Genomic DNA, 12,841 nt, shown 5'->3' on the forward strand with positions numbered 1-12,841 from the left:
GTTTCTACTCTTTTCCATTTTATCATAAACTATTTTATTATGCGATTTACAGAAATAAGATAGATGATAAAAAAACCGAATGACAAAAATGTCATTCGGATCAACTTTTTACATTTCATCATTTACGAAAGGTAGCAAGCCCATAATACGTGCACGCTTGATAGCAATTGTCAACTTACGTTGATTTTTTGCACCAGTACCTGTGACACGACGAGGTAAAATCTTACCACGTTCGGAAATAAATCTTTTTAATAATTCAATATCTTTATAATCTACATGTTCAATGTGATTTGCTGCAAGATAGTCTACTTTACGACGTCTACGTCCGCCTCTTCTTTGTTGAGCCATTCTATTTCCCTCCTATCAATTTATTAGAATGGTAAATCATCATCTGAAATATCAATTGATGATCCGCCAAAAGGATCGTTGTTATCACGATCAAAATTAGGTGTTTCAGGAGTTTGAGATGTTTGTGTTTGATTATAACTGTTCCCAAAGTTCGATTGATTGCCACCAACAGAGTCATTATCAGCAGAACGACGTTGCTCACTGACAGAACGAGGTTCCAATAATTGGAAATTTTCTGCCACAACTTCAGTTACAAAAACACGTTGTCCTTGTTGATTTTCGTAATTTCTTGTCTGAATTCTTCCAGTGGCGCCAATTAACGCGCCTTTACGTCCTAAATTTGCGAGATTTTCCGCAGCCTTTCTCCAAATGACACAGTTAATAAAATCCGCTTCCCTTTCACCATTTTGATTCGTAAATGTACGATTCACGGCTAAAGTAAAAGTAGCAACTGCTACGCCATTAGAGGTGTAACGTAAATCAGGGTCTTTTGTCAATCTTCCTACTAGTACAACGTTGTTAATCAAAATTACCATCTCCTCATCGTTATTGTTTCATGTGAAACACGTTATTCTTCTTCTTTCACAATCATATGACGAATGATATCGTTGCTGATTCTTGCACGACGGTTAAATTCATTAACCGCATCTGCAGTTGATGGAGAAGAAACGTTAACGATGTGATAGATGCCCTCGCGGTATCCGTTCATTTCATACGCAAAACGACGTTTTTCCCAGTCTTTAGATTCAATCACTTCAGCACCATTATCAGTAATAATAGTATCGAAACGGTCTACTAAAGCTGTTTTTGCTTCTTCATCAATGTCAGGACGAATAATGTACAAAATTTCATACTTCGTATTTTCCATTGATCTTTCACCTCCCTATGGTCTTTGGCTCCTTTTTTCTAGGAGCAGAGAGAGTTGTCCGTTAAGACTACTCACGAAGTAAAATTATACACGTATTTGTCTAGTTACGCAAGATATTTCGTCTTGATTATTTAGAATTTGTTGTACACAGTTAAGTACGCAAAAAATCAACAAAAGCTTTTTTTATTTTTGTACTTTTGTTGATTTTTGCTACTAAACTGTCTTTATTTATTTTTAATCTTACTTACTCTTCTATTGACTCTTCTTCAACTTTTTCCAACTCTTTTGCATCTACTGTTGTCATAGTAACAACTTTGGCGTCATCCTCCATTTTCATCAAACGAACACCCAATGTTGCACGGCTTGTTTGTGAAATATCATCAACATGGAAGCGAATAATAACACCTCTGTCGGTAATCAGCATAACATCTTCATTGCCTGAAACGGTTGTTAAACCTGCTAATGGACCATTTTTTTCAGTAATATTAGCTGTTTTTATCCCTTTACCACCACGGCCTTTTACTGGATACTGATCTTCACTGGTACGTTTACCGTAACCTTTTTCTGTAATAACCAATACCTCGTCATCTTCTTTAATAACAGAAGCACCGATCACATAGTCTTCTGATCTTAAACGAATCCCTCGAACTCCACTAGCAGTACGTCCCATATCTCGAACTGCTTCTTCCTTAAAGGTGACAGAATAGCCATTATGAGTACCTATGATTACTACGTCATCTCCACTGGTACTTAAAACATTAACCAGCTCATCGTCTTCTTTTAAGCCTATAGCAATTAAACCATTACTACGAATGTTTTTAAAGGATTCTACTGAAGTACGTTTTACTACACCATATTTCGTTGTAAAGAAAAGATATTTTCTTTCTTCTGATTCATTTGGTAAAGCAATAATCGTTTGAATCCGCTCATTGGAATTGACACCTAAGAAATTAATGACGGGGATTCCTTTAGCTGTACGTCCATATTCTGGTACTTCGTATCCTTTTGCCTTATAAACTTTTCCTGCATTAGTAAAAAACAATAAATTGTCATGCGTAGAACAAGATACCAAGGTGGTAACAAAGTCTTGATCATGAATTCCCATACCTTGAACACCGCGTCCGCCGCGATTTTGTGTTCTAAATTCACTATTAGCTGCACGTTTAATATAGCCATTATTGGTTAAGGTAACAACGATCTCTTCTTCTTCAATTAGATCTTCGTCTTCTAAACTTAAAACTTCACCAACCAACAATTCCGTACGACGTTTATCGCCAAAACGTTGTTCGATTTCATGTAGTTCAGTTTGAATAATTTCAATCACTCGTTCGGGTCTAGCTAAGATATCAGTTAGATCTTCGATTTGTTTTAGTAAATCTTGATATTCATTTTCGATTTTATCTCGTTCTAAACCAGTTAAGTGGCGTAAACGCATATCCAAAATCGCCTGAGACTGACGATCAGATAGTTTAAATTGCGCCATCATCGTTTCTTTAGCCTGAGCATCTGTTTCAGAACCACGAATAATTGCAATAATCTCATCAATATGATCTAAAGCAATCCGTAAACCTTCTAAAATATGAGCTCGAGCTTCAGCCTTTTGTTTTTCAAAAATTGTTCGACGAGTAATAACATCTTTCTGATGTTCTAAATAATCTTCTAAGATTTGTTTTAAGTTAAGAATCTTAGGAACACCATTTTCAATAGCTAACATGTTAAAACCAAAAGATGTTTGTAAAGCAGTCATTTTATACAGATTGTTTAAAACAACCGAAGCACTCACATCACGTCTTACATCAACAACAATTCGCATTCCTTCACGTGAAGACTCATCACGTAAGTCGGTGATGCCCTCAATTCTTTTATCTCGATGAAGTTCAGAGATTCGTTCAATCAATTTAGCTTTATTGACCATATAAGGTAATTCTGTAACCAAAATACGTTCTTTACCATTAGCCATTTCGCTAATTTCTACTTTACCCCTTACAGTGATTGAACCCTTCCCTGTTTCATAAGCACGTCGGATACCTGATTTTCCCATCACTAAACCGCCTGTAGGAAAATCTGGACCAGGTAATACTTCCATTAATTCATTTGTCGTTACTTCTGGATTTTCAATCAAACGATCGATAGCTGCAACGACTTCACCTAGGTTGTGCGGAGGAATATTGGTTGCCATACCTACAGCAATCCCTGTCGTGCCGTTAACCAATAAGTTAGGGAAACGGGCAGGTAATACCTCGGGTTCTTTTTCTGTATCATCATAGTTTCCAATAAAGTCAACGGTATCTTTATTAAGATCACGCAACATTTCAACAGATAAACGACTCATACGAGCCTCTGTATAACGCATTGCCGCGGCGCCATCTCCATCAACAGAACCAAAGTTACCGTGCCCATCAACTAAAACGTAGCGATAACTAAAAGTTTGTGCCATTCTTACCATGGCTTCATAAATCGCACTATCGCCATGAGGATGGTATTTCCCCATGACATCTCCGACGATACGAGCGGATTTTTTATGCGGTTTATCCGGTGTAACCCCTAATTCACTCATACCATATAAAATTCGTCGATGGACTGGTTTTAACCCGTCACGAACATCAGGCAGCGCTCTGGCTACAATGACGCTCATCGCATAATCGATAAAGGATCCGCGCATTTCACTTGATAAATTAATATCATGAACATGATTTTCTTGATCTCTCAAAATTTTTCCTCCTTTACGATTTAAATATCAAGGTTTTGTACATAATGAGCATTTTCTTCAATAAAAGCTCGTCTAGGTTCTACATGATCGCCCATCAACATTTCAAAAACTTGGTCCGCCTCAATTGCGTCTTCTATACTTACACGCAACATTAAGCGATTTTCTGGGTTCATTGTTGTTTGCCATAACTGATGTTCATCCATTTCTCCAAGCCCTTTATAACGTTGAACAGATGGCTTAGGACTTTGAGGAAGAGAATCGATGACCTCTTGCAGTTCTTCCTCCGCATGTTCACCGGGTTGTACGTAGCGAATGTTTTTGCCTTGTTTAACCCCATATAGCGGTGGTTGTGCAATATACACATACCCTGCTTCCACAACGGGCCGCATATAACGATAAAACAACGTTAATAAAAGTGTACGAATATGAGCGCCATCCACATCAGCATCTGTCATAATAACTAATTTATGGTAACGTGCTTTAGATACATCAAATTCTTCGCCAAAACCAGTACCCATCGCGGTAAATAACGAACGAATTTCTTCATTAGCCAAAATTTTATCCATACTTGCTTTTTCAACATTCAATATCTTTCCTCGTATAGGTAAAATTGCTTGAAATTCACGGCTGCGTCCTTGTTTAGCAGAGCCTCCAGCAGAATCTCCTTCGACAATAAATAGTTCGCTTTTTTCTGGATCTCGGCTAGAGCAATCTGCCAATTTCCCAGGCAAGTTACTGATCTCAAGTGCGCCTTTACGTCGTGTGACTTCCCGAGCTCGCTTAGCAGCTTGTCTAGCTTTTGATGCTAGCATTCCTTTTTCTACAATTCGACGACCAATAGAAGGATTTTCCATCAAAAACTTAGCAAAATGCTCAGAAAATAGTCGATCAGTGACCGTACGTACTTCAGAGTTTCCTAATTTGGTTTTTGTTTGTCCTTCAAACTGTGGGTCTGGATGTTTAACTGATACAACAGCAGTCAAACCTTCTCGAACATCTTCACCGGAAAGATTATCATCATTTTCTTTCATTAACTTTTGTTTATGTCCGTAATCATTAATAACACGAGTTAATGCTGTTTTAAATCCGGCTTCATGTGTACCACCTTCATAGGTGTGAATGTTATTAGCAAATGTCATCAAATTTGTATGATAACTATCAGTATATTGTATCGATACTTCCACATTGATATCTTGTTGTTGCCCTTCTAAATATATCGGTTCAGGAAACAAAACATCTTTACTAGCGTTTAAATGTTCAACATAACTTTTGATTCCGCCTTCGTAATGATAATTTTTAACTACGGGTTCTTCTGGACGACGATCTTCAATAGAAATATGCAAACCACGGTTTAAAAAGGCAAGTTCACGAATTCGAGTTGCCAATTTATCAAAACTAAATTCAACAGTTTCATTAAATATTTCTGAATCAGGTTCAAAATGAACTTCCGTGCCTTGTAATTCTGTCTCCCCTATTACTTTTAAATCTCCCGTAACTTTTCCACGGTGAAATTCTTGATAATAAATTTGACCATTTTTATAAACCTTTACCTCTAGTTTTTTAGATAAGGCATTAACTACTGAAGAACCAACACCATGTAGTCCTCCAGAAACTTTGTATCCACCACCGCCGAATTTTCCGCCAGCATGAAGGATCGTAAACACCGTTTCTACCGCGGGTCTACCCGTCTTATTTTGAATATCTACCGGAATCCCACGGCCGTTATCTGTTACTGTTATACTATTATCTTTTTCAACAATAACCTGAATTTCTGTAGCAAAACCAGCAAGGGCCTCGTCAATTGAGTTATCTACGATCTCCCAAACTAAATGGTGGAGCCCCTCAGAGCTAGTAGAACCAATATACATTCCCGGTCTTTTTCTTACAGCTTCTAGCCCCTCTAAAACTTGTATCTGGCTAGCATCGTATAAATCTGCTTGTTCACGCATATTCTTATCTTCTTCTGCCACTTATACATCTTCTCCTTCTAGTTGTCCTTGGTTGATATAAAAAATTTCAGGCTCTACAGACATTTTATCTTTTACTTGTTTTAGTGTTGTCGTTGTTAAGAAAGTTTGAACTTTCCCTTCAATTGTTTCTAATAAATGTAGTTGCCTGGAATCGTCTAGTTCACTCATCACATCATCTAGTAACAAAACCGGATACTCTCCTGTTTCTTCTTTTATCAAATCAATTTCTGCTAACTTTACACTTAAGGCAGCAGTTCTTTGCTGTCCTTGAGAACCAAACGTTTGTACATCTTTTTTATTAATTAAAAAAGATAAATCGTCCCGATGGGGGCCCACTAGTGTAATTTGTCGTAAACGTTCTTTATCTTTTGTTTTTTCAATTTCCTGGGTGTAAGCTTTTTTAACTGCTTGTTCATCATTCCAGTGATCTCCAGGGATACTCGAACGATATTCAATCGTTAGTTCTTCCTTTGATTGAGTAATTTTTTGATGCAATTGGTTTGCCCAAAATTCCAAACGTTTGACAAACTGTTGACGAGCCAACAGCACTTTACTCCCGTGGTCAATCAATTGCTCCGATAAAATGTCCAAGTATAGTTTATCAGTTTGTTTATGCTCAGCCAGTTGTTTAAGATATTGATTTCGTTGTTTTAATATTTTTTGATATTGCGTAGACTCGTAAAGATAAACAGAATCAATCTGAGCAATTTCCATATCTAAAAATTTTCTTCTTCCTTGTGGGCTACCTTTGACTAAAGAAAGATCCTCTGGTGCAAATAAGATGACATTTAACTGGCCAATATAACTAGAAAGCTTTTTTTGCTCCATATGATTAACTTTTGTTTTCCGACCTTTTTTAGTCAAAAACAACTCAATTGGAACACTTGTATATTTTTTTTGAATATTGCCTTTAATAAAACTTTGATCTTTTTCCCACTGAATAAGTTCTTGTTCGTTATTGGTTCGATGACTACGAGTTAAAGCTAGTGTATAAATACTCTCCAGCAAATTCGTTTTACCTTGAGCATTTTCACCTAAAAAAATAACAACATTTTTATGAAAATCTACCAATAATTCATCATAATTACGAAAATTTTTAATATGTAGATTATTTAGACGCATCTTTTGTGCCCTTTTCTGTCATAAAAAAAGTACCTATTTCAGGTATTTCAATCATTGTTCCAGCATAAAGTTTTCTTCCTCTGTGATTTTCAATTTCTCCATTAACAAAAATAGTATTTTCTTGTAAATACCATTTTGCTTGTCCACCGCTCGAAATGACATCGAGTTCTTTCAGTAATTGAGCAAGCGTCATATATTCTGTTTTCAAAATGATTTTTTCTTTCATTTTATCCCTCGATTTTCTTTTCGACATATACTTATATTATACCCTTTTTTAACAAATAAAACAAATAAATCCTTCTAATTTTGTTTCTCAGAAGTTTTAACATATTTAGATAATTTCAGCCTAAAACAAAAAGAAGAGCTTAGAATTTAATCTAAGCCCTTCTTAAGTTAAAAAGTATATTTTTATTAATTGGTCCGTACCGGTGTGATCAGTTGTAAGAAATCACCTTGACCTTCTGTAGGTTCCAAGGTAAAAGGTCGAACAGCTGAAATAAAGCAAATCCGTATTGTTGTATTTCCAAAAGCACGTAATGCATCTTTCATATAATCAGGGTTGAAAGAAATTTCTAATGGATCACCAGAAACTTTTTCATATTTTAAATCTTCTTCTACTTTACCGACTTCTGGTGAATTTCCATGTAAAACAACACTATTTTCTGTAATTTGCAGGCGAACAATATTATTACGACTTTCATGAGAAAGTAAAGAAGCCCGTTCAATAGCTGATAAAAGACCAGAAACATCAAATTCAATTTCGGTATTAAAAGAAGATGGGATTAAACGGTCTGTATCTGGATATTTTCCTTCAAGCAGACGTGAATAAAATTTCATCGTTTCGGTTTCAAATAGGACTTGATTTTCCATGATACTAATTTTAACTGTATCTTCTTCATCAGTTAAGGAGCGAGATAATTCAACCAAACTTTTTCCTGGAATAACAATATCAAATTCCTCTGTGTCATTTTCTAATGGGATAGTTCGTTGGCTGAGACGATGTGAATCAGTCGCTACAGCCAATAAACGATTATTTTGTAGTGTAAAATGAACCCCGGTTAAAATAGGACGACTTTCGTGTTGCGAAACAGAAAAAACCGTCTCGTTAATCAATTTATTTAACATATCAGCAGGTAATTGAATTTCCCTTTGTCGATCTACTGCTGGTAAATGTGGATAACTTTCTGAGTCTAGTCCATTAACCAAGAAGTTTGCTTTTCCAGAAGTAATTTCTACTTGATTATTATCCAAAACCTCTAAAGTAACATGATCTTCGGGCAATCGCCGGATAATTTCATTAAAAAAACGTGCTTGTAAAACAATACTTCCCGTACTTTCAATGTTCATTTTAGCTTTTTCATCATCAGAACTTAAAAAAGATTCAATTGAAATATCGGCATTACTTCCTGTTAGGGTTAAACCATTATTAGCCAAATCAATTTTTACTCCTGTAAGTATAGGCATCGTTGTTTTGGTAGAAATAGCACGTTGTACTGTTTGTAATTGTTGGGTAAAAGCTGTTCGGTTTAATGTTACTTTCATAAATAGGCACTCCTTTATATATTATATTAATAAAAAAATCGCAGTAATAGTAGAGCAGTGAATATTGTGGATAACTATAAAAAACAAGGGAAATTAATACTTTTCCACCTGTGGAAAAGTTGTGGATATCTTTTTGATTTTTCCCACATTTATACACATCATTGCATCAAGTGATTTTTTATCTCTTTAATTTCTGATTGTGCTTTTTCGTCTTCTTCCATTAATTTTTGAACTTTTTCATAAGCATGGATAACAGTTGTATGATCTTTCCCTCCAAAATCAGCTCCGATTTTAGGCAAGGAATAATCTGTTAATTCTCTACATAAATACATAGCGATTTGACGAGGGACAACAATACTTTTTGTACGTTTTTTGCCGGTTAAATCACTAACGTTCAAATGGTAGTAATCAGCAACTTCTTCTTGTACTTGTTCAACAGTAAGTTGACTTAAATTTGTTCCGATTTTGAGCGCTTTTAAAGCTTCCGCTGCTAAACTAGTTGTGATATCAGAACTTTGGATGGCAGCATAAGCTTGGACTCGCACTAAAGCTCCTTCTAGTTCTCGAATATTAGAATCAATTTGACCGGCAATATAACTTAAAGCATCGTCTGGAATTTCTAAATTTTCGGCTTCTGCTTTTTTACGTAAGATAGCAGTCCGAGTTTCTAAATCTGGCGGGGTAATATCTACTGATAACCCCCAAGCAAAGCGCGAGACAAGTCGCTGTGGCAAGGTAGGGATTTCATTAGGTAAACGGTCACTTGTTAATACGATCTGTTTATTATTTCTGTATAACTCTTCAAATGTATTAAAAAATTCTTCTTGTGTACCTTCTTTATTAACTAAAAATTGAATATCATCTACAAGTAATAAATCCATTGTACGATATTCATTCCGAAATTCTTCCATCTTATTATTTTGAATAGAACTAATAAAGTCATTAGTGAAATTTTCACTCGAAACATATTTAATCTTGGCATTAGGGTGAGTCACAAGCATTTGATGACCAATCGCCTGCATCAAATGGGTCTTTCCTAAACCAACACCGCCGTAGAAAAAGAGAGGATTATAGATAGAAGCCGGTTCTTCAGCAACAACTAAAGCAGCAGCATGAGCCATCTGATTACCTTTACCAATAACAAAGGTATCAAAAGTATATTTTGAATTGAGCATTGTTTTATGTTCAGGAACTTTGGGTGTTTCTTCTTCAGGTTCTACTTCTTTTTGCTTATAACGCTCTGCTTCATCTGGCGTTACAAAAGTAGGAAGAATTTCTTCTCCGCTCATCATAAAGAAAGTTTCAAGAATTTTTCCAGCTAAATTTTTTTCCCAATAATTTTTCTGAACTGTTGTGGGAACTTCGATAATTAGTTGGTTATCGTAATATGAAATAGGTTTTGCAGGTTCAATCCAGGTATTATAACTCACTGGATTCATCTCTTTTCTATAACTATCTTGCAGTTCTTTCCATATTGTTTCCAGAGATGGCATAGCAAATCCTCCTATAATAAATTAATCGAGATAGTATTAATTTATCATGGATTTTAAAAGTTTTCCACAGCTATAAAAGAAAAAGGGAAATAATTTTTTCCACACTGTGCACAAAAAAAATAAATGAAAAATTCCCAAGGTGCAAAATTAATTATCCACAGCTTTATATTTTTGTGGGCATTTTCTCTTTTCCACTTTTTTTCCACAGAAATAAGCGGAAAAAACTTGTTGATGTAAAAGCATTTATGAGATATATCCACAAAGTTGTTCGCAGCTGTGGAAAACTTTTTCCAGATATGTTTAGTTGTGTATAAACTGGGGAAATTCATGAGGATCTTTTTATATGTGGATAACTAAAAATTTTTAGTTATCCCAAGTTTGTAAACAAAAAAATGTGGATAACTAAGGTGAAAAAATTCAATAATAAGCAAGAAAAATAGGATTTTTTGTTGACAAAATAGGCAGATAGTCGATATACTATCAAAGTATGTCGTATAGACTTAAATTAGAAACCTTGATGGAGGTGGAATAGATGAAAAGAACATACCAACCTAATAAACGTAAACACCAAAAAGTTCACGGTTTTCGTAAACGTATGAGCACAAAAAACGGACGCCACGTCATTGCTAGTCGTCGTCGTAAAGGCAGAAAGGTTCTTTCTGCATAAGCCACTGAGCTTTCAGTGGTTTTTTTTATTCTTTTTTATACAAAGTTTTTTGTATAAGGGATGATTCATCTTTGCAAGTTATGGTATTATTTAGAAGTGAGTAGCTAGAATAGAAGGAATTGATGAAAAGGACATGAGAAAGTCTTATCGCGTAAAAAAAGAAAAAGAGTTTCAATATGTTTTTAAAAATGGAAAATCATATGCGAATAAAAAGTTTGTAGTCTATGTATTAGTGAAAGAGCAACCTCATTTTCGTGTAGGAATTTCTGTCGGTAAAAAAATAGGAAATGCGGTTACACGTAACGCTGTTAAACGTAAGATTCGCGCAAGTATCTATGAAATGAAAGACAGGATCGATCCTTCGCTTGATTTTCTTGTTATTGCACGTCCGTCCGTTTCAAATTTATCTTCCAAGGAAGTGTACTCGAATTTATTACATGTCTTCAAGTTATCGAAGATTATTAAATAAACGAAAGGAAAATTGTTCAGTGAAAAAAAGAAAACGTCTACTACTGATTTTAGGACTTATTTCATTAGTGGTATTTTTATCCGCTTGTGCTATGACAAATGAAGTGACATCTGAAAGTACTGGTTTTTGGGATCGCTACATTGTTTACACTTTTGCTCAAGTAATCCAATGGTTGTCTCTTGGAGGAAACCGTGGCATAGGGATTATTTTATTTACAATAATTGTAAGGATTATTTTATTCCCACTAATGAACTTTCAAACGAAAAGTATGCGAAAAACGCAGGAAGTGCAGCCTAAAATCACTGCATTACAAGAGAAATATTCTTCAAAAGATACAGAAACACAACAGAAATTACGTGAAGAGCAACAAAAATTGTATCAAGAACATGGGGTAAACCCTTATGCTGGATGTTTACCACTTTTAGTACAAATGCCGATCCTTATGGCAGTTTATCAAGCGATCTCTCGCGTACCAGAGTTAAGAGAGGGAAGCTTTTTATGGCTTCGCGTACTAGGAGAGCCTGACCCCTATTATATATTACCTGTTCTTGCCGGGATTTTTACTTTTTTAAGTACATATCTTTCAAGTATGAGTCAAGTAAATCCTAACTCTAGTGTTAAGATCATGAACTATGTGATGCCGATAATGATTTTGGTTATGGCAACAAATTTGCCGGGTGCTTTATCGTTATATTGGGTTATTTCAAATGCTTTTCAGGTTGGACAAACATTGTTGATCAACAATCCATTTAAAATTCGTCGTGAACGTCAAGAGGCAGAGCGTCAAGCAAAACAACGTGAACGCGAGTTGGAAAAAACTAAGTATCCAGGTAAAAAACAACGACATAAAAAACGTAAATAATCCAGAAAGGAGAGTTATTTATGCCAATTTATGAAGGACAAAGTGTGGAAGACGCGATACAAAATGGGTTAAAGGCACTTGGTGTGACTCAAGATGAAGTACAAACTACGATTATTGAAGAAGGTAAAAAAGGTTTTTTAGGTGTAGGTAAAAAGAATGCGCAAGTATCATTAGAATACATGGCAAAACAAGAAACTGAAAATAATTCTGAGACAGTAAACGAAACAGAAGCAGATAATGAAAAATCGTCAGAAGAAATTGAGACAGTGGAAGAAGTTTCAGATAAGGAAGCTGAACAAGCAGAAAAACTATCTGAAGGTTTAGATGATCAAGAAGCACTAACACAGTTGGGCATTTATCTAACAGATATAACTAAAGAATTGAATGCACCAGCAACGATAAAAACTAGCCGGGATGCTGGCAGAATTGTTTTTGATTTAGATACTTCTAAAAAAGGTCTTTTGATCGGACGACATGGTAAAACACTCAATGCTTTGCAGTATTTGGCTCAAGTATATATTCATCGAATTGCTAAAGATAAACTTCCTATCGTGGTAAATGTAGGAAATTACCGACAAAAACGTGAAGATATTTTAGAAAGTTTGGCTGAAAGAACAGCGGAAAAAGTAGATCGTACAGGTATGCCAGCATTTTTAGAACCTATGCCAGCATTTGAAAGAAAGCACATCCATGCTGTTTTAAGTAAAAAAAGTTACGTTACTACTCATTCTGAAGGAGACGAGCCTTATCGTTACTTAGTTGTTGAACCAGCTAAAAAGTACTATTAAGT

General features: G+C 35.4%; 13 protein-coding genes. 4 read left to right on the forward strand and 9 right to left on the reverse strand.

Translation table 11 applies throughout. The features are described 5' to 3' along the window. Window positions 1-108 precede the first annotated feature (108 nt). The 9 genes from rpsR to dnaA all read right to left on the reverse strand — a co-directional run bounded on the left by rpsR (window position 109) and on the right by dnaA (window position 10,053). Window positions 109-348 (reverse strand): 30S ribosomal protein S18, encoded by a 240-nt coding sequence (rpsR, locus tag C7K42_RS08435; protein WP_014123406.1) that lies wholly within the window; start codon window positions 346-348, stop codon window positions 109-111. 23 nt (window positions 349-371) lie between these two features. Next, window positions 372-875 (reverse strand): single-stranded DNA-binding protein, encoded by a 504-nt coding sequence (ssb, locus tag C7K42_RS08440; protein ID WP_041591730.1) that lies wholly within the window; start codon window positions 873-875, stop codon window positions 372-374. A 41-nt stretch (window positions 876-916) separates the two neighbouring features. Next, window positions 917-1,216 carry a 30S ribosomal protein S6 gene (gene rpsF, locus C7K42_RS08445; protein ID WP_014123404.1) on the reverse strand — a complete coding sequence of 100 codons (300 nt, stop codon included), beginning with the start codon at window positions 1,214-1,216 and terminating at the stop codon, window positions 917-919. A gap of 244 nt (window positions 1,217-1,460) precedes the next feature. After that, window positions 1,461-3,926 (reverse strand): DNA gyrase subunit A, encoded by a 2,466-nt coding sequence (gene gyrA / locus C7K42_RS08450; protein WP_103099905.1) that lies wholly within the window; start codon window positions 3,924-3,926, stop codon window positions 1,461-1,463. A 20-nt stretch (window positions 3,927-3,946) separates the two neighbouring features. Continuing rightward, window positions 3,947-5,896: a DNA topoisomerase (ATP-hydrolyzing) subunit B gene (gene gyrB / locus C7K42_RS08455; protein ID WP_014123402.1), complete on the reverse strand. Its 1,950-nt coding sequence runs from the start codon at window positions 5,894-5,896 to the stop codon at window positions 3,947-3,949. Continuing rightward, window positions 5,897-7,018, reverse strand: coding sequence for a DNA replication/repair protein RecF (gene recF / locus C7K42_RS08460; protein WP_014123401.1), 1,122 nt, complete (start codon window positions 7,016-7,018; stop codon window positions 5,897-5,899). Beyond that, window positions 7,005-7,244 carry a S4 domain-containing protein YaaA gene (yaaA, locus tag C7K42_RS08465; protein WP_014123400.1) on the reverse strand — a complete coding sequence of 80 codons (240 nt, stop codon included), beginning with the start codon at window positions 7,242-7,244 and terminating at the stop codon, window positions 7,005-7,007. Before yaaA ends, recF begins: the two co-directional genes overlap by 14 nt. Before the next feature lie 185 nt (window positions 7,245-7,429). Beyond that, on the reverse strand, window positions 7,430-8,560 hold the full coding sequence (gene dnaN, locus C7K42_RS08470) for a DNA polymerase III subunit beta (protein ID WP_014123399.1): 1,131 nt from the start codon (window positions 8,558-8,560) through the stop codon (window positions 7,430-7,432). A gap of 158 nt (window positions 8,561-8,718) precedes the next feature. Beyond that, window positions 8,719-10,053, reverse strand: a complete 1,335-nt coding sequence (gene dnaA / locus C7K42_RS08475; RefSeq protein ID WP_014123398.1) for a chromosomal replication initiator protein DnaA — start codon at window positions 10,051-10,053, stop codon at window positions 8,719-8,721. A 532-nt stretch (window positions 10,054-10,585) separates the two neighbouring features. Here dnaA and rpmH point away from each other — a divergent pair. The 4 genes from rpmH to jag all read left to right on the forward strand — a co-directional run bounded on the left by rpmH (window position 10,586) and on the right by jag (window position 12,839). Then, a complete protein-coding gene (rpmH, locus tag C7K42_RS08480; protein ID WP_014125892.1) occupies window positions 10,586-10,720 on the forward strand; it encodes a 50S ribosomal protein L34 in 135 nt (44 codons plus the stop codon). Window positions 10,721-10,853: 133 nt separating this feature from the next. Continuing rightward, window positions 10,854-11,189 (forward strand): ribonuclease P protein component, encoded by a 336-nt coding sequence (gene rnpA, locus C7K42_RS08485; protein ID WP_014125891.1) that lies wholly within the window; start codon window positions 10,854-10,856, stop codon window positions 11,187-11,189. 19 nt (window positions 11,190-11,208) lie between these two features. Then, window positions 11,209-12,051, forward strand: coding sequence for a YidC/Oxa1 family membrane protein insertase (locus tag C7K42_RS08490; RefSeq protein ID WP_014125890.1), 843 nt, complete (start codon window positions 11,209-11,211; stop codon window positions 12,049-12,051). Between the two features lie 20 nt (window positions 12,052-12,071). Next, window positions 12,072-12,839: an RNA-binding cell elongation regulator Jag/EloR gene (gene jag / locus C7K42_RS08495; RefSeq protein WP_014125889.1), complete on the forward strand. Its 768-nt coding sequence runs from the start codon at window positions 12,072-12,074 to the stop codon at window positions 12,837-12,839. Window positions 12,840-12,841 lie beyond the last annotated feature (2 nt).

The organism is Tetragenococcus halophilus subsp. halophilus DSM 20339 (assembly GCF_003841405.1).
GTDB classification, from domain to species: domain Bacteria; phylum Bacillota; class Bacilli; order Lactobacillales; family Enterococcaceae; genus Tetragenococcus; species Tetragenococcus halophilus.

Bases quoted from the DNA above. Each gene is read 5' to 3' on its own strand.
- yaaA (WP_014123400.1), bottom strand. From the start codon at position 7,244: ATGAAAGAAAAAATCATTTTGAAAACAGAATATATGACGCTTGCTCAA.
- dnaN (WP_014123399.1), bottom strand. From the start codon at position 8,560: ATGAAAGTAACATTAAACCGAACAGCTTTTACCCAACAATTACAAACA.
- rpsF (WP_014123404.1), bottom strand. From the start codon at position 1,216: ATGGAAAATACGAAGTATGAAATTTTGTACATTATTCGTCCTGACATT.
- rnpA (WP_014125891.1), top strand. From the start codon at position 10,854: ATGAGAAAGTCTTATCGCGTAAAAAAAGAAAAAGAGTTTCAATATGTT.
- dnaA (WP_014123398.1), bottom strand. From the start codon at position 10,053: ATGCCATCTCTGGAAACAATATGGAAAGAACTGCAAGATAGTTATAGA.
- recF (WP_014123401.1), bottom strand. From the start codon at position 7,018: ATGCGTCTAAATAATCTACATATTAAAAATTTTCGTAATTATGATGAA.
- jag (WP_014125889.1), top strand. From the start codon at position 12,072: ATGCCAATTTATGAAGGACAAAGTGTGGAAGACGCGATACAAAATGGG.
- rpmH (WP_014125892.1), top strand. From the start codon at position 10,586: ATGAAAAGAACATACCAACCTAATAAACGTAAACACCAAAAAGTTCAC.
- rpsR (WP_014123406.1), bottom strand. From the start codon at position 348: ATGGCTCAACAAAGAAGAGGCGGACGTAGACGTCGTAAAGTAGACTAT.